Source organism: Clostridium sp. CM036 (assembly GCF_055081135.1).
In genome coordinates, this window is sequence record NZ_CM143652.1 from 2,942,080 (window position 1) to 2,962,969 (window position 20,890).

The 20,890-nt window shown below is 30.9% G+C and carries 21 protein-coding genes and 1 tRNA gene; 12 read left to right on the top strand and 10 right to left on the bottom strand.

The window, feature by feature from the left end:
- Positions 1–55 precede the first annotated feature (55 nt).
- The 4 genes from ACWJKE_RS13845 to ACWJKE_RS13860 all read left to right on the top strand — a co-directional run bounded on the left by ACWJKE_RS13845 (position 56) and on the right by ACWJKE_RS13860 (position 3,544).
- Positions 56–961, top strand: a complete 906-nt coding sequence (locus ACWJKE_RS13845; protein ID WP_462952667.1) for a PhzF family phenazine biosynthesis protein — start codon at positions 56–58, stop codon at positions 959–961.
- A 193-nt stretch (positions 962–1,154) separates the two neighbouring features.
- Positions 1,155–1,664, top strand: coding sequence for a VanZ family protein (locus tag ACWJKE_RS13850; protein ID WP_462952668.1), 510 nt, complete (start codon positions 1,155–1,157; stop codon positions 1,662–1,664).
- Positions 1,665–1,753: 89 nt separating this feature from the next.
- Positions 1,754–2,458, top strand: coding sequence for a 2-phosphosulfolactate phosphatase family protein (locus ACWJKE_RS13855; protein WP_462952669.1), 705 nt, complete (start codon positions 1,754–1,756; stop codon positions 2,456–2,458).
- Between the two features lie 33 nt (positions 2,459–2,491).
- Positions 2,492–3,544, top strand: coding sequence for a TolB-like translocation protein (locus ACWJKE_RS13860; protein WP_462952670.1), 1,053 nt, complete (start codon positions 2,492–2,494; stop codon positions 3,542–3,544).
- A 176-nt stretch (positions 3,545–3,720) separates the two neighbouring features.
- Here the strand turns inward: ACWJKE_RS13860 and ACWJKE_RS13865 are convergent, their stop codons facing one another.
- A complete protein-coding gene (locus ACWJKE_RS13865; protein ID WP_216303780.1) occupies positions 3,721–4,896 on the bottom strand; it encodes a class I SAM-dependent rRNA methyltransferase in 1,176 nt (391 codons plus the stop codon).
- A 261-nt stretch (positions 4,897–5,157) separates the two neighbouring features.
- On the opposite strand from ACWJKE_RS13865, the gene ACWJKE_RS13870 reads away from it, so the two are divergent.
- Positions 5,158–6,219, top strand: coding sequence for an IS30 family transposase (locus tag ACWJKE_RS13870; RefSeq protein ID WP_462953225.1), 1,062 nt, complete (start codon positions 5,158–5,160; stop codon positions 6,217–6,219).
- A gap of 284 nt (positions 6,220–6,503) precedes the next feature.
- A complete protein-coding gene (locus ACWJKE_RS13875) occupies positions 6,504–8,060 on the top strand; it encodes an ABC-F family ATP-binding cassette domain-containing protein (RefSeq protein ID WP_462952671.1) in 1,557 nt (518 codons plus the stop codon).
- Between the two features lie 47 nt (positions 8,061–8,107).
- On the opposite strand, the gene ACWJKE_RS13880 is transcribed toward ACWJKE_RS13875, so the two are convergent.
- The 6 genes from ACWJKE_RS13880 to ACWJKE_RS13905 form a co-directional block, all read right to left on the bottom strand.
- The gene (locus ACWJKE_RS13880) at positions 8,108–8,971 is read right to left on the bottom strand and encodes a hypothetical protein (RefSeq protein ID WP_216303781.1); all 864 of its coding nucleotides are present in this window, start codon (positions 8,969–8,971) and stop codon (positions 8,108–8,110) included.
- A 149-nt stretch (positions 8,972–9,120) separates the two neighbouring features.
- A complete protein-coding gene (locus tag ACWJKE_RS13885) occupies positions 9,121–9,558 on the bottom strand; it encodes a hypothetical protein (RefSeq protein ID WP_462952672.1) in 438 nt (145 codons plus the stop codon).
- A 167-nt stretch (positions 9,559–9,725) separates the two neighbouring features.
- Entirely contained in the window at positions 9,726–10,379 is a 654-nt protein-coding gene (locus ACWJKE_RS13890; protein ID WP_216303783.1) for an HAD family hydrolase, read from the bottom strand.
- A gap of 60 nt (positions 10,380–10,439) precedes the next feature.
- A complete protein-coding gene (locus tag ACWJKE_RS13895) occupies positions 10,440–10,964 on the bottom strand; it encodes a phosphatase PAP2 family protein (RefSeq protein ID WP_165412351.1) in 525 nt (174 codons plus the stop codon).
- A gap of 86 nt (positions 10,965–11,050) precedes the next feature.
- Positions 11,051–12,397 (bottom strand): [Fe-Fe] hydrogenase large subunit C-terminal domain-containing protein, encoded by a 1,347-nt coding sequence (locus tag ACWJKE_RS13900; RefSeq protein WP_462952673.1) that lies wholly within the window; start codon positions 12,395–12,397, stop codon positions 11,051–11,053.
- 169 nt (positions 12,398–12,566) lie between these two features.
- A tRNA-Pro gene (locus ACWJKE_RS13905) sits at positions 12,567–12,642 on the bottom strand.
- Between the two features lie 339 nt (positions 12,643–12,981).
- Here ACWJKE_RS13905 and ACWJKE_RS13910 point away from each other — a divergent pair.
- Positions 12,982–13,602 carry a LysE/ArgO family amino acid transporter gene (locus tag ACWJKE_RS13910; protein WP_165412349.1) on the top strand — a complete coding sequence of 207 codons (621 nt, stop codon included), beginning with the start codon at positions 12,982–12,984 and terminating at the stop codon, positions 13,600–13,602.
- 80 nt (positions 13,603–13,682) lie between these two features.
- Here ACWJKE_RS13910 and ACWJKE_RS13915 read toward each other — a convergent pair whose 3' ends face one another.
- Complete coding sequence (locus tag ACWJKE_RS13915; RefSeq protein ID WP_216303786.1) at positions 13,683–14,006, bottom strand: hypothetical protein; 324 nt, start codon at positions 14,004–14,006, stop codon at positions 13,683–13,685.
- A gap of 330 nt (positions 14,007–14,336) precedes the next feature.
- Here ACWJKE_RS13915 and ACWJKE_RS13920 point away from each other — a divergent pair, with 330 nt between their 5' ends.
- Both ACWJKE_RS13920 and ACWJKE_RS13925 read left to right on the top strand, forming a co-directional pair.
- The gene (locus ACWJKE_RS13920; RefSeq protein WP_462958902.1) at positions 14,337–14,681 is read left to right on the top strand and encodes a hypothetical protein; all 345 of its coding nucleotides are present in this window, start codon (positions 14,337–14,339) and stop codon (positions 14,679–14,681) included.
- 19 nt (positions 14,682–14,700) lie between these two features.
- On the top strand, positions 14,701–15,132 hold the full coding sequence (locus ACWJKE_RS13925; protein WP_462958903.1) for a hypothetical protein: 432 nt from the start codon (positions 14,701–14,703) through the stop codon (positions 15,130–15,132).
- 62 nt (positions 15,133–15,194) lie between these two features.
- Here ACWJKE_RS13925 and ACWJKE_RS13930 read toward each other — a convergent pair whose 3' ends face one another.
- Together ACWJKE_RS13930 and murC are read right to left on the bottom strand one after the other, a co-directional pair.
- Complete coding sequence (locus tag ACWJKE_RS13930; protein WP_216303789.1) at positions 15,195–16,100, bottom strand: PhzF family phenazine biosynthesis protein; 906 nt, start codon at positions 16,098–16,100, stop codon at positions 15,195–15,197.
- A gap of 184 nt (positions 16,101–16,284) precedes the next feature.
- Positions 16,285–17,664: a UDP-N-acetylmuramate--L-alanine ligase gene (gene murC, locus ACWJKE_RS13935; RefSeq protein WP_220286280.1), complete on the bottom strand. Its 1,380-nt coding sequence runs from the start codon at positions 17,662–17,664 to the stop codon at positions 16,285–16,287.
- Positions 17,665–18,000: 336 nt separating this feature from the next.
- Between murC and purR the strand changes: the two genes are divergently transcribed.
- The 3 genes from purR (at position 18,001) to glmU (ending at position 20,752) form a co-directional block, all read left to right on the top strand.
- Positions 18,001–18,822 (top strand): pur operon repressor, encoded by an 822-nt coding sequence (gene purR / locus ACWJKE_RS13940; protein ID WP_216303791.1) that lies wholly within the window; start codon positions 18,001–18,003, stop codon positions 18,820–18,822.
- Positions 18,823–18,918: 96 nt separating this feature from the next.
- On the top strand, positions 18,919–19,215 hold the full coding sequence (gene spoVG / locus ACWJKE_RS13945; protein WP_165412342.1) for a septation regulator SpoVG: 297 nt from the start codon (positions 18,919–18,921) through the stop codon (positions 19,213–19,215).
- Between the two features lie 166 nt (positions 19,216–19,381).
- Complete coding sequence (gene glmU, locus ACWJKE_RS13950) at positions 19,382–20,752, top strand: bifunctional UDP-N-acetylglucosamine diphosphorylase/glucosamine-1-phosphate N-acetyltransferase GlmU (RefSeq protein ID WP_462958904.1); 1,371 nt, start codon at positions 19,382–19,384, stop codon at positions 20,750–20,752.
- The last annotated feature ends 138 nt before the right edge of the window (positions 20,753–20,890 follow it).

A 20,890-nucleotide genomic window follows, 5' to 3' on the forward strand; every position in this document is an offset into this window, starting at 1 on the left:
AAATCTAGGTATTCTAAAACATTAAGTTGATTAAGAGTAGGGGGGTAAAACATAAATGGATGTAATAAAAAAATTTTGCGTCATAAATAGCTTTACATATAATGGACGAGGTGGGAATGCCGCAGCTGTATTTATTCATCAAGGTGAGTTAGAAGATTATGTTATGCAAAATATTGCTCGTCAACTTAATTTAGTCGAAACGGTGTATATTACCGAAAGTGATGAAGATGGAATAGATTTTGATATTAGATATTTTACTCCAGATAATGAAGTCAAAATTGCAGGTCACCCTACGGTAGCTGCATTTATTGCACTTGAAAAAGCAGGAAAATTAAGTCCAATAATAAAAGAAAAATATTTAATCAAGACAAAAGATGGAATAAAAGAAGTTAATATTGAAGAGCAGTATAATGACATGGTTGTTAAATTGAAACAAGAAACTGTTGAATTTGGACTAATTATTGAGGAAAAGTATAAAATAGCTAAAGTTTTAGGAATTAATGATGATGACATAATGGATAATTTACCACTACAATGTATAAATACTGGATTAGGCCACTTAGTTGTACCAATAAAATCTTTAGATGGATTAATGAATGTTAAAAGGAACATAAGTCAATTAAAAGATCTATGTGATTTTATTGGTGTAAGAGAGGTGCAAGTGTTTTGTTTTGAAACTAAAGATGACGCATTTAATATTCATACAAGAAATATATGTGCAAGAGAGGGGATTGAAGATCCGGCATGCGGTATTGGAAATGCAGCATTAGGTGCGTATTTGTTAAAGAATCATTATACTGATAGAAGAAGTATATCAATAAAAGCTGAACAGGGATATATAGTAAAAGTTCCGTGTGCAATTGATATATATGCCTATAGAGAGAATGATGATATTATGGTGAGAGTTGGAGGTACAGGTAAAGTAATAATTAAAGGTGATTTTATTGTAAGTAATATCTAAGTTATTGAGATAGAACTTGTGATTATAAAAGCATATAATTGCATGGGAAACAATGGTGATATATTTATAGCGGTTGCTTCAAGGTTGTTTAAAAGTATGTATCAATTAAGAAAAATAATGTTATGTAAAAAAGCGATATAATTCACTGGAATATAAATAATAATCTTTATAAAAAACGTTGCGGAGGTTATAAATGGAAAATAAAAGAACGAAACAAGAGTTATTAACAACTTGCTTATTGATAGTGTATTTGCTCATATTAACTTGGATTATAGTATTTAAAATGCAATTTTCAATTCAGGAATTAGACCGTTTCCATGGCATTAACTTAATTCCATTTCATGAATCGGTAATAGTGAATAACAAGATTGAATTTTCAGAAATATATAAAAACATAATTGTATTTATTCCTTTTGGACTTTACGTTAGTATGTTGAAAAGCAACTGGTCTTTCTTAAAAAAAGTTGCTCCGATAGCAAGTGTGAGTTTATTCTATGAGGTATTGCAGTTTATATTTGAAATAGGTGCGACTGATATAACTGACCTTATAGGAAATACTCTTGGAGGAATTATTGGAATTGTAATTTATCTTGTTCTTCGTAGATTATTCAAAACAGATTTTAAAACAAATAAAATTCTTAATATTATTGCATTAATCGGGACAATTTGTGTGGTTATATTGTTAGCACTATTAGTTATATAATCCTAAACTGTTATATAAAATAGTAATATGTACTATAATTATATTAGCGACACATAAGACAAAAAGAATTATTAGGGGAGGAAAAACATATGAAAATAGATATGATAATTTCTGCGGATGATATAAAAAAAGAGAAAATAGCAAATAAAACAGTGGTAGTAATAGATATGCTTAGGGCAACTAGTGTAATAACTACTGCGATGAACAACGGATGCAAAGGCGTAATTCCTGTTTTAACAGTTGACGCGGCAGCTGAGATTGTGAGAAATAGCAAAGAAGAGTTTATGCTTGGTGGAGAGAGGAACGCATTGAAAATAGAAGGATTTCACTATTCAAATTCTCCATTAGAATACACTAGAGACACTATAGAAGGCAAAACTCTTGTTATGACTACAACTAATGGTACTAAAGCTATAAAAGGCTGCGTGGGTGCAAGCAACATCTTAATAGGGGCAATGATTAATGCTAAGGCTACTGCAAATAGAATAGTATCTTTAAATAATGATGTAGTAATAGTCAATGCTGGAACTTACGGTGAATTTTCTATAGATGATTTTTTATGCAGTGGGTACATAATTGATTGTGTGTTAAAAGAAATAGAAGTAGAACTTTCGGATATTGCTGTAACTTCACATTATATTTATAAGAATAATGAAGATATTCATGGTTTTATAAAATATGCAAGTCATTATAAAAGGATCACACAGTTAGGATTAGAAGCAGATTTAGAATACTGTTGCAAAAAAGATATTATAGATATTGTTCCAGAATATAAGGATGGGATTATAGTTTAAGAAAATGTTATCAAGAATTTAGGGGGCAATTGGTTGGTGAAAAATAGTTATAAAATTGTGATTTTTAGTTTATTGGTAGTTATGTTAGTTGGATATATTCTAATCAATAAAATTACTGCTAAAAAAAATGAGCCATGTGAATCATCACAAGATAAACTAATTATATCTGCTTTTTCCATGGATAATAAAGGTAGTATATTATCGTTGGATGTTAAAAGTAAAATTGAGAAATATCTTATAACTGATAGACAGGTATGTATTACTGGTGATTTATATAAGGATAGTTCTAAAATAGTCTATGTAGATGCTTTAAATGATTATGATCCTTGGCAAATTTATTTGCATAATTTAAAGGATAATAAAAATTTCCAAGTTACAGATAATAAGTCTGGAAAAGCTCATCCCAGAGTTTCGGATGATAATTCAATATTTTTTTTAAATGCTCCTCATGGAATAGTTAAGGTTGCTAAAATAAAAATTGAAACAAAATCATATGACATAATTGACAATACTGATTCAGATAGAGAAGTAGATACTTTTAGCATTAAACATAATAATTTGCTTATATCAACCTGTTCGAATAGCTTAAGATTAAATAGTTGGAAAAAAAATGAAGGACAACTAAAACCATTGATTCATACTATTTTTAAAGTAAATTCAAATGGAAATAAATTAAGCAAAATTGCTACGATAAAAGCTTCACTAGTAGATTCGCTTTCATATAATTCTAATTATAAAAAGGTTCTTATCGGTGGTTCTGATATAAATGAAAATCCTGGGGTTGGTATATATGAGTTGTCTTTAGATACAGGGCATTTAACTACTATATTAACAGATAGCACTTTAGCGAATGATAACAATTCAATTGTAAGTAAAATTGCATATCCTGCTTTAGTAGAAATGTCCAAAGATGACAGCCTTGTATATTTTACAGGAGTGCCTAAAAATAACAAAGAAGTAATGATAAGTGAAATACTCTGCTATCCAACGGCTATATTTAGTTATAATATAAATTCCAAAGAGTTAAAAAACATATTTAATCCTAAAGTTTCAAGTTTTATTTTTGATATGAATATTAAATATTAGTATGGATTTCTCCATAGTGACCTTGCACCAGGGTGCCTTGCACCAGGGTGCCTTGCACCAGGGTGCTTTGCAATAAGAAGAGCAGAAAAGATTAGAATTTCTTAATGAAATTTCATGTTTCAAGCTCATATTGCAAGCCACACAGGAGAAAGTTCATAGGGCAAACTCTTATTTTTTTAAACTACTTGGAATATGTAGAATTTCAAGTAGTAGGATTCATCAGAATTCCATAGTATTGGATGGTCTGATGCTTGAGTTCTAAACTCAACTTGTCTAAGTGTTCTTTTAGCATCTAATGCTGCATCGGCTATTGTATCTCTAAATATATCAGGGTACATAAAATGAGAGCAAGAGCAAGTTACAAAATATCCGCCCGGTTTAACCAATTTAATACCACGTAGGTTAATTTCCTTATATCCGCGTGTTGCGCCGTCTATAGTAGAACGTGACTTTGAAAAGGCTGGGGGATCAAGTATTACTACGTCATATTGTCTTTTTTCTCTTGACCATTCTCTTAATACATCAAAGGCATTATGGCATTCAAATTTAACAGTACCTGAAAGTCCGTTAAGCTCTGCATTTTTTCTGCAACAATCTACTGCATATTCAGAAATATCTACTCCAAGTACACTTTTAGCCCCAGCTATACCTGCATTAAGCGCAAAGGAACCTGTGTGGGTAAAACAATCCAAAACATCAGCATCTTTGCATAATCTGTGGATAGCTGCTCTGTTTTCCTTTTGATCTAGGAAAAATCCGGTTTTTTGACCATTTGCAATATCTACATAATACTTAACTCCATTTTCAATAATTTCTATATCGGTATCGAAGGGTTCGGTTAAGAATCCTGTTGTTTTCTCCATTCCTTCAAGCTCGCGAACTCTAGCGTCACTTCTTTCATAGACACCCTTTGCACTGTATTCCTGCATTAGTAACTTAACAACTATATCTTTATATTTGTCGATTCCTAGTGCTAAAGATTGAATAACATAATAGTCTTCATACTTATCTATAATCATTCCAGGTACAAAATCTGCTTCTCCAAACAAGAATCTACAGCTAGAAGTATCTATAACGGTTTGTCTATATTTCCATGCAGCGGCAAGTTTTTTTCTGAAAAACTCTTCATCTATTTCTTCGTGAATATCTCTTGTCATTATTCTTATGGCAATTTTAGAAACGTCATTTATGAAACCTTTCCCTATAAACTCCTGTCTAAAATTGTACACCTCAATTATATCTCCATTTTCATATTCACCATCAAAGTTTTCGATTTCATTTGCATATATCCAAAGGTGTCCATTTTCTGAATTTCTGCCTTTACCTTTATATAAGTAAAATTTGCAAGCCATTTTAAATTCCTCCTGTGTTATTTAAGGAGACATAACAATTTATAATTATTATGTCTCTTATATTTTTTATAGTTAAAACAATCTTTAATAAAATATTAAGCTATTTATCTATAGTAGTATACCACACTGAATTAATTTGTAATATAAGATCCGGTAAGTTGTATAATGAAATGACCGAAGAGTAACAAAAAATAAAGACTCAAGAGAAATACTCTTGTATAATGTTAAGTGACTAAACCAACATATACGGGAGGATTTCAAATGAGTCAATTAGATTTTATCACACAGAGCAGAAAAGGTAAACACATAACATACGAGGAACGCATAAAGTTAGAAGCTTTACACAAAATGGGACTTAATTCAACTCGTATTGCGGAGCAAATAGGTGGGCGTTCAGAACGTACAATAAGGCGTGAAATTGCTAAAGGAATTGTAGAACTATTGAATAGTGACTTAACCACTCGCATGGAATATAGCGCAGAAATTGGGCAGTCAGAGCATGACAAACAAGGTACCGCTAAAGGTCCTGCATTAAAAATAGGAAAAGATCATAAATTGGTGAAGTACTTAGAAAAAGCTATTGGTATAGATGGCGAATCTCCGTATGCAGCTATTCAAAATATCACAAATAAAGATCTACAATTTGAAACAACTATTTGCTTCAAAACTGTGTATAACTATTTGGATAATAATTTGTTTTTAAATATAAGTAACAAAGATCTGCCTGTTAAAAAGAATGCTAAAAAGAGAAACTATAAAAAAATAAGATCAGCGTATAACAATACCAAAGGAACTAGCATATCGGAGAGACCTGCAGCGGTAGCTGCACGTGATGAGATAGGCCACTGGGAAATGGACACTGTAGTTGGCAAACAGGGTACAAAAACTGTCTTGATGGTGTTAAGTGAAAGAGTAACTCGTAAGGAGTTAGTCTTTAAAATACCATCTAAATCACAGGCGGCTGTCGTGAAAGAATTGGACAAATTGGAGCGTAAAATGGGAATGTTATTCTCGAAAACATTTAAAACAATCACCTGTGATAACGGCTGTGAGAACCTTGATTTCGAGGGTATTGAGAACTCAGTAAGAAATAAACGAAAGAGAACTAAAGTGTATTATGCTCACCCATATAGTTCATGGGAGCGAGGCACAAACGAAAATATCAATAAAATGATACGACGATTTATCCCAAAAGGTGTGGATATTTCAGCATTCTCTAAAAAACAAATTATGCGAATACAGCACTGGATCAACAATTATCCAAGAAGGATTTTCAACGGTTTATCTGCCAATATGATGGAACAGAAAACCATTACAACTTAACATTATATTTTTCTTGAAAATTTCGGACATTTTATATTGCAATCTACAGTAATATAAGATCCATAAAATTGTTTTGACATAAAGACAATTATAAATTACACTAGTATATGTGTCATTTTTCAATGCACACTCGAATTAAGCATATTTAGATAAAATTGGACGTATTTTCTTTGCATGGGAATCTATATACAACATCTAATTATTAAGAACAAATAGATATATAACTAGAAATAGTTTTAAAATTATAAATATATAAAATCATACTATAGTAAGGAGAAATACAAATGAGTAGATTGGTAGTAAAAAATATGAGCCATGGATTTGGTGATAGAGTAATATTTGAAGATGTATCTTTTAGATTACTTAAAGGGGAGCACATAGCACTTATAGGTGCTAACGGAGAGGGTAAATCAACATTTATGAATATTATTACAGGTTCGCTTATGCCAGATGAGGGCGATGTTGAATGGTCAAGTAGCGTAAGAGTGGGATACATGGATCAGCATACGGTTTTGGAAAAGGGAAGAACTATTAGAGAAGTTTTAAGGGATGCTTTTAAATATCTTTTTGACTTAGAAGATGAAATGCTTAGTGTAACAGAAAAAATGGGCGAGGCATCACCTGAGGAACTAGAAAAGTTACTAGATAGAATGGGAACAATACAAGATCAGCTCGATAATAATGGATTTTATGGTATTGATTCTAAGATAGATGAGGTAGCTGTAGGAATTGGACTTAAAGATGTTGGCCTTGAAAATGATGTTGCAGATTTAAGCGGAGGACAAAGGACGAAAATTCTTCTTGCAAAACTTTTATTAGAAGCTCCAGATGTTCTACTACTGGATGAGCCTACTAACTTTTTGGATGAGCAGCATGTAGAGTGGCTTAAGAGATATCTTCAAAATTATGAAAATGCATTTATCTTAATATCTCATGATATTGAATTTCTAGACGGCGTAATTAATATAATATATCATGTGGAAAATAAAAAACTAACTAGATATATAGGTTCATATAACGAATTTTTGAGAGTTCATGATGCTAAAAAGAAGCAAATGGAAGCTGATTATGAAAGACAACAAAAAGAAATTACCAAACTAGAGATTTTTGTTGCTAAAAATAAATCAAGGGCATCTACAAGTGGTATGGCAAAATCAAGACAAAAGAAATTAGATAAAATTGATAAAATGGAAATTACAAAAGATAAACCAAAGCCGCAATTTGATTTTAAATCTGCAAGAGCTTCAGGGAAGATATTATTTAAAACTGTGGATTTAGTTACTGGATATGATAGTCCATTATCCAAACCATTAAATTTATATATGGAAAGAGGACAAAAGATTGCTTTAGTTGGGGCTAATGGTGTTGGAAAAACAACATTGTTGAAGAGTCTTATGGGTGATATAAAAGCTGTTTCAGGGCATACAAACGTAGGAGATTATCAATATATAGGATACTATGAGCAAGAAATAAAGAGAGTCAACCGAAATAATTGTATTGAAGAATTTTGGCAAGAATTCCCTAGCTTCACTCAGGGTCAGGTAAGATCTGCGCTTGCTAAGTGTGGACTTACTACAAAGCATATTGAAAGTAGAATTACTGTGCTTAGTGGTGGAGAGCAAGCAAAGGTAAGACTTGCGAAACTCCTAAACAGGGAAACTAATATATTGATCTTAGATGAGCCTACCAATCATTTAGATGTAGATGCTAAAGAAGAGCTCAAGAGGGCCCTAAAAGAATATACAGGAAGTATACTTATAGTTTGTCATGAACCAGAATTCTATCAAGACGTAGTAACAGATGTATGGAACTGTGAAGAATGGACAACTAAAATCGTATAATTTACAACAAAAAGAGCTAGAATAATTTCTAGCTCTTTTTATATATATCACTTTTTTAAAACTTCTAATCCTAGGTCTAGAATATTTGCAAATAATGATAATGTATTAGTATTTGGAATAACATTATTTTTAACATCTAATAATTTTCCAAGCCCATAACCCGTGCATATGCTAACAGTAGGAAAATCAATTTCACCGAGGTTACAAATAATATCACTTTCGTTTAATTTTATTTTAGTTGTTTCATCAATAGGTTCTAGTATGATATAAAGCCTTGTAGAAGGGTTGTATCTTAGAACTTTTAAAGTATCACTTATTAGTATCTCTTTAGGTTTAGTGTTAATATCATACTTTGAAGTAGTTGAAGCAATGTTATTTATAACAAAGTAATAAATATTTCGTTTGTAGTTTACCTTATTTTTAAATTCTTGTAATCTTTCTAAATTCAACTCTATATCTACTGAGATTTCATCATTTTCTAAATTGTTAAAGCTTTCTTTTATGTAAGTTAATTCTTCTTTTCCATCAAGTTCTCTAGCTAGGATATCCATACAGTTATCATAAATATCTTGAAATGAACTAAATGGTAAGGAATATTTTATATTATCTAAGACAAGGTAGACTTTGAATTTAGCAGATTTATTACTACTTTTAGATGAATAATTAACTTCAACTAATAAGAGTTCATGGAGTAGCTCTGTATCAAGTGTTATTTTCTGAATTCCTTTACTAAATTGTAGAATGTAATTCTCATTAGTAGATAAGCTTTGTGTATGTTGATTTATTATATAAGTACTTTTAAAACCAGCTTCAGTAATTTCACCAACTCTCAATGAACTTTTTATTGAAAGTTTTTTTAAATTTATATATGGTCTATTTGTACATAGGTTGCTTTTAGATATTATTCTCATATTAAACCCCTTTAGTTCTAACAAGATTGTTAGTTTGATTTATAAATTATAACATAATTAGCATTCTGAAAATGAAAAAACTAATTACTGATGGAAATAAAGATTAATTTTAAAAGGCATATATTTTATGGATATATGCCTTTTGTTTTTTAAGTAGGAATCTCCTCTTGGTGACTAACAGTGTCGTCCAGGGTAATTATGTTATCTTTTTTTATCCATCCTTTATTATTAATGTTGGTCTGAGAGTTTATAGATACTTCATACCATGAAATATCAAAAATATCAGCGGAATCTTGAATCTCTACGGTCGTACTTTTAACTATATTAGATAGAACAGGTGAAATTTCAATAGGACTTAAATACAAACTACAACTCTCTTTTATAGTTCCGCTTTTAAAAAGAGGTAGTTTGTATTTTATTACAATAGGACCCTCAGCACAACGTGAAGTTTCAATTTTTGATTTGAGTTCTCTATTTTGCCTAGAGATAACCTTTAGCTGGGTTTTTTGAGTTGATAATTTTTGGTCCATAATATAACAATAAATACCAAAGCATATCAAAAGAATAGAAAAAAGAAAAATGAGCAATAGTATCTCTCCTTGTAAATTACTTCTTTTAGATAATGATATATTAATATGATAGAGTTTAATCGGCAAGTTTGTGCATATGTTAAATAGTTATATTTATTCTTAGTATATTCTATTCGATAGAAAACAAAAACATTCACAAAAAAACTCATGTATACACATGAGTCTTAAATCGCTGTAGTTAACTCGTTATATCCTATTATATACATATCTGCATGATTAACAATATCGTCCCTTTGTTCTTTGGAGAAATCATCATAGACACCGACTACTCTCATTCCGGCGGATTTTGCACCTTTAACTGCAGGAAGTATATCTTCAAATACAATGCATTCCTCTGGGATTACGCCTAATTTTTCAGCGGCAAGTAAATATACATCGGGAAAGTCTTTCCCGCGAGATACTTCATCAGTTAGAGTTATGCAGTCAAAATAATGGTATATATTATTAGCATGTAGTGCAGCTTCTAACAAAAATTTACTATTACTTGTAGCGAGACCGATTTTTATATTCAGGGTTTTAAGTAAAGATAAAAACTCAACTACACCGGGCTTTAGTTTTACATTATTAAGATACTCCTCATGGGCATAATCGTTCCATTCATTTTTAATTTCGTCTATAGTATCTAATATACCGAAATTATTTTTAAAATATGCCGCAGTCTCATTGAAGCTAAGGTGCTCTATTTGGGTTTTTAGATTTTTAGGTAAATCTATATTTCTGCTTCTAAAATAATTTTTATCTATTCTATCCCAAACCCACATAGAGTCTATTAGGGTTCCGTCTAAATCGAAAATTGCAGCTTTAATATTTTTTAGCATTTAATCACCTCTTATATAAGTATAACAGGTCGAAATGTAATTAAATACTAGGATTTAAAATTAAAAAAATCTGTAAGTAAGAAAAGAACAAGTACTTCCGATAAAAATACCCATAATAACATCGGTAGGATAATGAACGCCTATGTAAATTCTAGAAATTCCTACACAACAAGCTATGGGTATAGTTATAAACCCAAATATAGGGAAATATAAAGCTATTATTATAGCTAATGAAAATGCACCAGTAGTATGACCTGACGGAAAGGAGTATTTATCTATGCCTATTTTTTTTATGTTCAAGTTTGGAACTGTTATAAAAGGTCTTAATCTAGTAACGCTTACTTTGAGAATCTTACCAATGCCAGTGCTGATTGTTATAGAAATCATAGCTTTAATAGCTATGGTGTGAACAATAGTACTATTAAATAGAAAAGCAAGGGTACAGAATATAAACATAAAAGAAAAAGAACCTAAGTAAGTCATAATTGGCATTATAATATCTAAAAACCTACACTTCCAAGAATTATTTATAATTCTAAGCAGGCTAATATCTTTATCGCTTATATATTCAAGTAATCCTTTCATAAAACCCCCCTTTGAATGCAAAAAAATATATTAATTACTGAGTATTATACCATATTTTAATTTGCATTTATATTGCAAAATATTATCTAAAATTCTCTGTTGAATATTTTGGTTTTGTTTTTATCTTTAAAATCATCAACAGTATTAATTCCAATTCTACTTAGAATTTCGTTCATACAATCACTATCTAAGGAAGTTTTAATTTTTGAACTTTCTGCAAACTTATCCACTCTACGTTTTCCGCAGCTTGCGTCAATCAAAGCTTTAGGCCCTCCAACACAACCACCAACACAACCCATACCTTCTATAAAATTTGCATTAACCTCTACATTTTGAGCTTTAGTAAGTAGTTTTTTACATTCTTTTACACCGTTTCCTTGAATAGCATTTAATAAATGATATTTTTCAGGAAATAATTTTTCTATAACGTCTCCAATTGCTATAGATACTCCTCCTGTCCTAGCGTAAAGCCTGCCGCCTCTGGAAGCATACTCACTGGATACAGCTTGTGGAAGTTTTTCTGGGTTGATGTTTAATATATCAAAAATATCCTTAAGTTCTGAGAATGTAAGAACAAAATCAATATCACCTAAAAGGTCTTTTTCCTTAGCTTCACCCTTTTTTGCAATGCAGGGACCTATAAAGACTACTTTGCAGTTAGGGTTTAATTTCTTCAAAATTCTACCGCAGGCAATCATAGGAGATACAGAGGGAGATACATACTTCACTAAATCGTGGTAAATCTTTTTTACCATCCCTACCCACATAGGACAACAGCAGGAGGTGATCATTAAATCTTCTTTTGTTTTAATGTGCTCATCAAATTCTACGGATTCTTTCAATGTAAGCATATCCGCAAAAAAAGCAACTTCAACCATATCTGTAAACCCCATTTTTTTAAAAGCGGTTCTAAGATTATTTATATTAACATTTTCTCCAAATTGACCAGTAATGGCAGGGGCTACAGCTGCTATTACTTTCGAATCTCCTCTTAATAAATTTAAAAGAGGAATAAACTCTACCTTGTCCATTAAGGCACCATTCGGACATGCTTCTACGCAAAAACCACAGTCTGTGCATTTATCATTGTCAATATAAGTAGTATTACTTTTATTATCTATTAATATGGCATCAAAAGGGCAGGAAGCTTGACATTTTGTCTTTCCAGGCTTATCTGTACAATCCATAGTGCAGCCTTTGATTTTATTTACAATTTTATAATTTGATTCATAAGAAAGGATAGCTTTATTTAAATCATCTATGTAATTATGAGAAAAGTCTACTTCAACTCCGCAAAGTGAGGAAATTACGGAGCTTAACTCAGTTTTATTAATATTATCCTTAGACAGTAATTCCTGTACTTTGTTTTCAAAATTATCTTCATAATAGGATTTGGCTAGGGATTTAAAAATTTCATTATACATTTTATTCAAAATAATCACTCCTAAGTTGTTATTAGATATGTAATGACTTTAGCATATTATCTACAAAAAATAATAAAATAGTAGGCTATTATCTATTTTGTCAAAAATGACGAGTTTTATACATACTAACGAATAAAAATTTATAATAAAAAAAGAGTTGTCATTAGACAACTCTTTTTGGTCGGGGTGACAGGGATTGAACCTGCGACCTCATGGTCCCAAACCACGCGCGCTCCCAGCTGCGCTACACCCCGAAGACAACTTAATTATACAAAACAAATGCATAAATGTCAACAAAATTGGTAAATATTTTTGAAAATATAAAACATGAAATATGTAAGTTATAAATTCTACTTGCTGACAACACTAGTTATTATATAAAACAAATGCATAAATGTCAACAGTTTATTTTTGTTTTATATAACTGGATCTTGCCACAATTTTCTGAAAACATTATTGCATTTAAAATTTTTATAGATTACAATTAAGTTCAAATTGTAATCTATAAAAATTAATAATCTCACATAAATAGAGGTGCAGATAAAGAGGTAATTTTTAAGTGATAAGGATATATATGAGTTAGGGGGACCGGAATGTATAAATATATAATACAAGGCTTACTCTTAGGTTTCGCATACGTAGCACCCATTGGTACACAAAACATATTTGTAATAAATACGGCTATACGCAAAAGTAGACTAAGGGCATATCAAGTTGCATTTATTACTATATTTTTTGATATATCACTTGCGCTTTCATGCTTTTTAGGTGTAGGGGCGCTTATGGAAAGGTTTAAACTTTTAAAGATACTTATTCTTTTACTAGGTAGTGTAGCAGTAATCTACATTGGAGTAGGTCTCGTCAGGCAAGTTCCAGAAGTTGAATCGGGAGAAACTGTGGATGTGAATAAATCATTTATAAAAATAGTATGGACATGTTTTGCAGTAACCTGGCTAAATCCCCAGGCTCTAGTTGATGGTTCCTTATTATTGGGTGGGATGAGAGCTTCACTTCCAGTAAACATGTCAAGCTACTTTATTATAGGAGTATGCTTAGCGTCCTTCATTTGGTTTACCTCATTAGCAACTATTATTTCGCTATTTAAAGGGAAGTTTAACATTAAAGTTATTAAAATAATAAACTTAGTATGTGGTATAGTCATAATATTATATGGATTTAAATTAGCATATTCTTTTGTTAAATTAATTATTTAGGGAATGTGTAAAAGAAGAGAGCGGCTTTTAGGATGATATAAAAACAATATTATCCTAAAAGCTGCTTTATATTTATTTATTTATTTATTTTTGCCATTTTTTTCTTTATCACCGGCGCCTCTAGTAGGTACAGTAGACATAACAAAACCTACAAGGATTGATAATAAGGCAGGAGCTAGTATGTTAATATATACTATATATCGTGTTTTGTATAAAACTAGAGCTATGAGAGATGTTACTAGTGCGGTAGATACAAAAATAATAATTACGAATTTTGCGAAAGAACTCATGAATTTCTCATACAATCGGTGACGAGTTGGCCCACTTATAATACTTCTAAATAGAAAATATGAAGCAAAGATTATTACGACATCTACTATAGCTGAAACTAGAAAATTTTTCATTATATATACCTCCAAAACATTTTTTCATATCTAGTGTTACCAAAGACTAATGTTTATACGCAATATAATTATAAATATTGAAATTTAAATATGAGTGTTTACATTAGTAGATAATTTTGGTAGTACAAAATTTAGTTGCTTTAAAATGTAAAAAAATGAAAAATACAATGAGGGATATTATGTTGAAAATTACAGAAATAGTTTTTTGAAATATATAGATGGTTTTAGGATTATTAGATAAAGGTAATATTGTGACCGGTAGAGAATATATAATTGATAAAGATACTTATGGAATAGCCTAATACTAATATCTTTTATTGGAGGTGCCATATGATTTATGAAAAAAGCAATTTGAAAATAATAGGCGATTTCGCAGTAAAGGAAATACAAAAGGATGAATATAACGTTGATTTAATAATCGAAGTGGAGTATCGGTGCGTAAATTTATATTTTGAAAATCTGCCTAAGTACATAAAGTCTAGAATACAATTTCCATCTGTTAAAAGTATATTTATTAGATTTTGTAATATAGAAGATAATAATATATGTACAGTGCATTTTTTAAGTGATAGTGGAATCCATTCCACTATGGCAAATTTTGAAATAGATTATAGTGAAATATATATTGAAGTAACAGATAAAGAATTTTTCGTGGAGCTGAAAATACACAAATAGTATCTTAGGAGGGAAGCAATTGAAAGAAATTAAATTTAGTAGAGTAACAAAAAAAATGGCTATGAAGCAAGGTGCATTCAGCATTTTAATGAGCTTTGCATTATTAATAGGAGTCATAGGATCATTTGTTCGTGGAAGAACCGGAATTGCGGGAATATTTCTAATGGTGACATTTGTATCTATAGGATTTTCAATATCTTTTATTATAAAACTTAGAAAACTAGAAAATTTAAATTATTTAAAATTTGAAAAGGATAGATTTGAACTTAATAGTAACTTTGCGTCAAAGGGGAAGACTATTATGTTTAATGATATAAGTAAGGTTGCAATAACAAAAAAATATATTGCAATAAAAGTAGGTAAAAAGCCATATAATATCCTTCTTCAACATATTGAACCTGAAAGCGTTAAGGTAGTAGAACAGCTTTTCATGAGATATAATAGAAAGTAAAAAAGCTCATATCCTTATTTTAGTATAAGGATATGAGCTTTAATTTTTTTAATTTATGCAGATTAAATAAGCCCCTCCATAACAATGACCGATTTACCCCCAACCTTTACTGTTAAGTTTTCTTTGCTTCCTTCTAATCTTACGATTATTTTACTAGGTCTATTCATATAGTAGCCTTGTTCACAGATTATAGTTATATTATCTTCAAATTTAAGCACATCATTTTTTACTAGATAGGCACCAAGTGCCCCATTAGAAGTTCCTGTGGCAGATTCTTCATTTATGCCAGCAGCGGGACCAAAGTTTCTACAAGATAGAGTGGAGGAGTCTTCTTCAGTTTCAAGCGTAAAGGCATGTACCCCAATAATATTTAGATTATTACTATATTCAGTTAATCTGGTATAGTTTGGATTTAGGGATTTTAATGCAGACAAACTTTTGACCGGAAGCATAATGTCTGTAAGGCCGGTAGATACAGCTTGAGGAATGAGGCTATACCCGGATATTCCTATGTCACGTGCATTGATACCCATGATTTGTGCAAGTTCATATGTATTTGCAACATCAAAAACAAATTTGGGTTTAGCTTGAGTCATCATTACACTATCGATTTTATTATCTTTAAAATAAAGTTCAACTGGTAAAATACCGGCCTTTGTTTTTTGTTTTACAATTTTAACATTATCAGTTCCAGTAATAATACCTTTTGAAGCTAAAGAAAAAAAAGAACCAATTGTAGCATGACCACATAAGTCTACTTCTTGGGTAGGTGTAAAAAATCTTACCTCATAATCTGCTTCCTCATCTTTCATAGGAAAAACAAAGGCAGTTTCCGATAAATTCATTTCTCGGGCGATATTTAACATATCGGTATAATTTAATCCAATAGCGTTAGGTACTACACCGGCTGGATTACCACCGAAGGGCAGATCTGAGAAGGCATTTACTTGGTAAATAACTTTTTTCATAAAGAACACATTCCTTTCTAAGGTTAATTTTAAATAAATTTTCAGGATTACACTCCTAATATAGTGGTTGTAGACAAACACATAAATAAAAAATAAGCCTACATCTGAAAGACGTAGACTTAAGCCTTAAGTATTATGGATTATTTTATAATTTCATAAAAATACTTTAGATAAATATAAACAATTATTTTAGGTACATTTCTCCTATTTTAACGATGTCTCCTGCACCCATTGTAAGAAGAATATCTCCTTCTTTTAAATTATTGTTAAGATGATCAACAATTTCATCAAAGCTATGAAGATTTATGCAATTTACACCTTTCTCTCTTATTCTATCTCCAAGCATACTTGAACTTATTACTCCAGTATCTTTTTCCCTGGCAGCATAAATATCTGCTAGTATTAAATTATCCATATCATAAAAAGAATCTGAAAAATCTTCAAATAAGCTTAATGTTCTTGAATAAGTATGGGGTTGGAAAACACAATAAATTTTATTATGAGGATAATTTTTTGTAGCACTTAAAGTTGCTTTAATTTCTGTAGGATGGTGGGCATAATCGTCAATAACAGTTACGCCATTTTTAATCCCCTTTAACTCAAATCTCCTATGTGTACCCTTGAAACTAGAAAGGCCGCGCGTAATTGAGTTTTCAGAAAAATTAAGGATTAGTGCGGTGCCTATACTTGCAAGAGCATTTAGAACATTATGCTGCCCAGGTACATTAAGATTTATTTGAAATAATCTGTGACCCTCTTTGTATACATCAAAGGTGGCACAACCTAATTCATTATAACTAATATCTTTTGCCTTAAGCATTCCGTTATTTATTCCGTAAGTAAGTATGCTACAGTTGTAATTATGATTATGGAGGATAGTTTTAACATTTTCATCTTCCACATTCGCAACTAAATAACCTTCTTTTGGTATAATATTAATGAATTTTATGAAGGTATCTTTAATGTGATTTATGTCTTTATAGTAATCTAGGTGATCCGCATCTATGTTTAATATTGTTCCTATATAGGGAAAAAACTTTAAGAATGATGCTTTATACTCACAGGCTTCTGTAATAAAATAGTCGCTATTTCCAGCTAAAACATTACCTCCGATAGCATCTAATTCTCCACCCACGAGTATTGTAGGGTCTACATCCTCTTTTAAAATGATGTGGGCAAGCATTGAAGTGGTAGTAGTCTTACCATGTGTACCCGCTACTGCAACATTATATTTGTGACCTTTCATAATTTGACCTAAAAATTCAGCCCTATCTATTAAAGGAATGTTTAACTCTTTAGCCTTAATGTATTCTGGATTTTCAGGAGAAATAGCAGCAGTGTAAACTACTAAGTCTGCAGTATTTATGTTATCACCATTATGGCCTATATAAATTTGAACACCTTTTTCTTTAAGTTTGCTTGTGATATGTGATGAATTCATATCAGACCCAGAGACTGTATAGTTGTTTTTTATGAGTATTTCAGCAAGACCACTCATACTTATACCACCGATTCCTATGAAATGAACTTTTTTGTTTTTATCTCTTATAAAATCAAAAGACATTATATCAACTCCTTAAAAATGATTATGACTATTTAGTATATGCAAATCGCATTAGTATTGATTATAACAAATAAATGTATATATGTACGTCTTAATTATATACAAAAATACAAAAAAACTAAACACATTATAGAATAATATTTTTTGAAAATGCCTTGCATCAAATTATAAAGCTTAAAAGCTGTCAACAAGTTTTTGCACGTAAAGTAACTAAATCTCTTGAAATTAGCTATTAGGCATTGTAATAAAGATAAAAAAGATTTACAATTAAAATACGAATGATAGTAAGAATTTTACAAAGTAAAATTCGTAAAATAAAGATATGGGTGAGATATTATGAATAAATATAGTAGAAATCAAAGAGTTACAGGTATTACTAAAATATTAACAGAAAATCCTAATAAGACAATTAATCTAAAGATGTTTACGGAATTATTTAATGCAGCTAAATCCACAATTAGCGAAGATATTGTTATTGTCCGTGAAACTTTAAGTGAGTTATCTATGGGAAGAGTGGAATCGGTGGCAGGCGCAGCTGGTGGAGTGAAATATATTTGCGGGGTCTCAAGGCAAGAAGGTATAACATTTGCAGAAAAATTATGTGAAATTTTAACACAGAAGGACAGGGTGATACCAGGAAATTTTATATATATGACTGATATTATGTATAATCCAGAAATAGTGCACAAAGCAGGAGTAATCCTTGCATCTGCTTTTAGTGAGTTAGACATAGACTATGTTGTAACAGTCGAGACTAAAGGGATACCACTTGCGTATGAAGTGGCAAAAATGCTTGGCGTTCAATTAGTTATTGTAAGGCATGATCCGAAGGTTACTGAGGGCAGTACTGTTAGTATCAACTATGTATCTGGATCTAGTAACAGAATTCAAACTATGTCTCTTTCAAGAAAGTCTATAAAAAAACAGAGCAAATGTATTTTTATAGATGACTTTATGAAAGCTGGAGGAACTGCAACAGGTATAATTAATTTGCTTAAAGAATTCGAAAGTAAACTTTTAGGTATTGGAGTTCTTGTTGATAATATTCAAAGCGGTCATAAATTAATAGCAGAATACATATCGATTATTCAGTTTAAAGGAATAAACGAGGAAGGTAACTCTGAGTTAACTCCATCAAAAAACTTTGAAAAAGTGTAATATTCAAAAGATTTAATTTTTATTTGCAATTTAAGAAGGAAAAACCCAAGTTATAGAGAAATAGTATAACTATAACGCAACTTGGAGGTGGAGTGTATGGAAATCACAGACGTTAGAATTAGGAAAATAGCTACAGAGGGGAAAATGAAGGCGATTATATCAATAACTTTTGACAATGAATTTGTTGTTCATGATATTAAAGTGATAGAAGGGCAAAGTGGACTTTTTATTGCTATGCCAAGTAGGAAAACTCCAGATGGGGAATTCAAGGACATAGCACACCCAATAAATACTCAAACAAGAGAGAAGATTCAATCAGCTATATTGGATGAGTATGAAAAAGTAAAAAATGAAAAACCAGTAGAAGAGGTAGAAGAAAATTTAGAAGTATAAAAAAGGGGGTTACCCCTTTTTATTTTATAAAGAAAATATTAAAAACGGCCAAGGTTGGTTGCAATTAAATGTTATATAAAATATAATATAAGAAGTGTTTTAATTGAAGAAAAGATAAAATAAAATGTGTGAATATGTCGAATTAATATATAAAGAGGTGTTTAATTTGTATAAATGCGCTATAATATTAGCTGCAGGTCAAGGAAAAAGAATGAATTCTAATATGCCTAAGGTTGTACATAAGGTTTGTGGTAAAGAAATGATAAACCATGTTATTGACATTATGAGAAAGGCAGATATTGAAATGGTTGATGTGGTAATTGGAAAAGGAGCCGCGCAGGTTAAAAAAGTATCAGAAGATAGAAAAATTAATTACTCCGTCCAAGAAGATCAGTTAGGCACAGGACATGCAGTAATGTGTGCTAAAGAGTTCCTAAGTGGGAATGAAGGTACGGTAGCAATATTTGTTGGAGATGGTCCACTAATTACTGAATGTACAGTTAGGAGACTATTAGATTATCATGAAAAAGGTGATTTTAAAGCTACTATATTAACTTCAAGTATGGCTGAGCCTGCAAAGTATGGTAGAATAATTAGGGATGAAAATGGTGAGGTTAAAAAAATTGTTGAGTTTAAAGATTGTACAAAAGAAGAAGTATTAGTTAAAGAAGTAAATTCTGGAATGTATTGCTTTAGCATAAAAGAATTACTTAATAGTTTAGATAGATTAAATAATAATAATGCTCAAGAGGAATACTATTTAACAGATGTTATTAGTATATTAAAGGAGCAAGGGTTTAAGGTTGGAGCTTTTGATGTGCCAGTTGAAGAAATTACTGCAGTTAATTCAAAGGTAGAGCTTGCAGATGCAGAGGCCATTATGAGAAAAAGAATAAATAGAAAACATATGGAAAATGGAGTTACAATAATTGACCCTAATAATACATACATAGGTTCAGAAGTTATAATAGGAAAAGATACTACTATATATCCAGGGAATATTTTGCAGGGTAAGACTATTCTTAAAGAAGAGTGTGTTCTTTACCCTAATAATAGAATTGCGGATAGCATTATAGGAAACGGAGTTTCAGTTCAAAGTTCTGTTGTAATTGAAAGCCAGATAGGCGATCAAACTACTGTTGGACCTTTTGCGTACATTAGACCAGAAAGCAATATAGGTAAACATGCTAGAATAGGAGATTTTGTTGAAATTAAAAAATCAACTATTGGAGATAATACAAAGGTATCTCATCTTACTTATATTGGTGATGCAGAGGTAGGAAGTGGATGTAATTTTGGCTGCGGAACTGTAGTTGTAAATTATGATGGAAAAGCAAAATACAAAACTATAATAGGCAATAATACGTTTATAGGATGCAACACTAACCTAGTAGCACCTGTAAAGGTTAATGATAACGCGTACATTGCGGCTGGTTCTACAATTACAAATGAGGTGCCTAAAAATGCTTTGGCAATAGCTAGAGCAAGGCAAAAAAATATTGAAAATTGGGTAGTGAAATCAGGACACAGCAAATAAAATAACAAGCATACAATCAATAAGTAAATTATAAAGGGAGGTGTAAAACTGATTTTTTCAGCAGAATGTGTATATAAAAACTACTAAACGCGCATTGAATGGTATGTAAGATTTTAATGTGAGAGTATTAACCCTAGT

What these genes read in the sequence shown, in the direction of transcription:
- ACWJKE_RS13845 (WP_462952667.1), top strand. Translation starts at nt 56, where the DNA reads ATGGATGTAATAAAAAAATTTTGCGTCATAAATAGCTTTACATATAAT.
- purR (WP_216303791.1), top strand. Translation starts at nt 18,001, where the DNA reads ATGAATAAATATAGTAGAAATCAAAGAGTTACAGGTATTACTAAAATA.
- ACWJKE_RS13895 (WP_165412351.1), bottom strand. Translation starts at nt 10,964, where the DNA reads ATGAAAGGATTACTTGAATATATAAGCGATAAAGATATTAGCCTGCTT.
- ACWJKE_RS13865 (WP_216303780.1), bottom strand. Translation starts at nt 4,896, where the DNA reads ATGGCTTGCAAATTTTACTTATATAAAGGTAAAGGCAGAAATTCAGAA.
- spoVG (WP_165412342.1), top strand. Translation starts at nt 18,919, where the DNA reads ATGGAAATCACAGACGTTAGAATTAGGAAAATAGCTACAGAGGGGAAA.
- ACWJKE_RS13915 (WP_216303786.1), bottom strand. Translation starts at nt 14,006, where the DNA reads ATGAAAAATTTTCTAGTTTCAGCTATAGTAGATGTCGTAATAATCTTT.
- ACWJKE_RS13890 (WP_216303783.1), bottom strand. Translation starts at nt 10,379, where the DNA reads ATGCTAAAAAATATTAAAGCTGCAATTTTCGATTTAGACGGAACCCTA.
- ACWJKE_RS13920 (WP_462958902.1), top strand. Translation starts at nt 14,337, where the DNA reads ATGATTTATGAAAAAAGCAATTTGAAAATAATAGGCGATTTCGCAGTA.
- ACWJKE_RS13880 (WP_216303781.1), bottom strand. Translation starts at nt 8,971, where the DNA reads ATGAGAATAATATCTAAAAGCAACCTATGTACAAATAGACCATATATA.
- ACWJKE_RS13855 (WP_462952669.1), top strand. Translation starts at nt 1,754, where the DNA reads ATGAAAATAGATATGATAATTTCTGCGGATGATATAAAAAAAGAGAAA.
- ACWJKE_RS13930 (WP_216303789.1), bottom strand. Translation starts at nt 16,100, where the DNA reads ATGAAAAAAGTTATTTACCAAGTAAATGCCTTCTCAGATCTGCCCTTC.
- ACWJKE_RS13910 (WP_165412349.1), top strand. Translation starts at nt 12,982, where the DNA reads ATGTATAAATATATAATACAAGGCTTACTCTTAGGTTTCGCATACGTA.
- ACWJKE_RS13875 (WP_462952671.1), top strand. Translation starts at nt 6,504, where the DNA reads ATGAGTAGATTGGTAGTAAAAAATATGAGCCATGGATTTGGTGATAGA.
- ACWJKE_RS13850 (WP_462952668.1), top strand. Translation starts at nt 1,155, where the DNA reads ATGGAAAATAAAAGAACGAAACAAGAGTTATTAACAACTTGCTTATTG.
- ACWJKE_RS13870 (WP_462953225.1), top strand. Translation starts at nt 5,158, where the DNA reads ATGAGTCAATTAGATTTTATCACACAGAGCAGAAAAGGTAAACACATA.
- murC (WP_220286280.1), bottom strand. Translation starts at nt 17,664, where the DNA reads ATGTCTTTTGATTTTATAAGAGATAAAAACAAAAAAGTTCATTTCATA.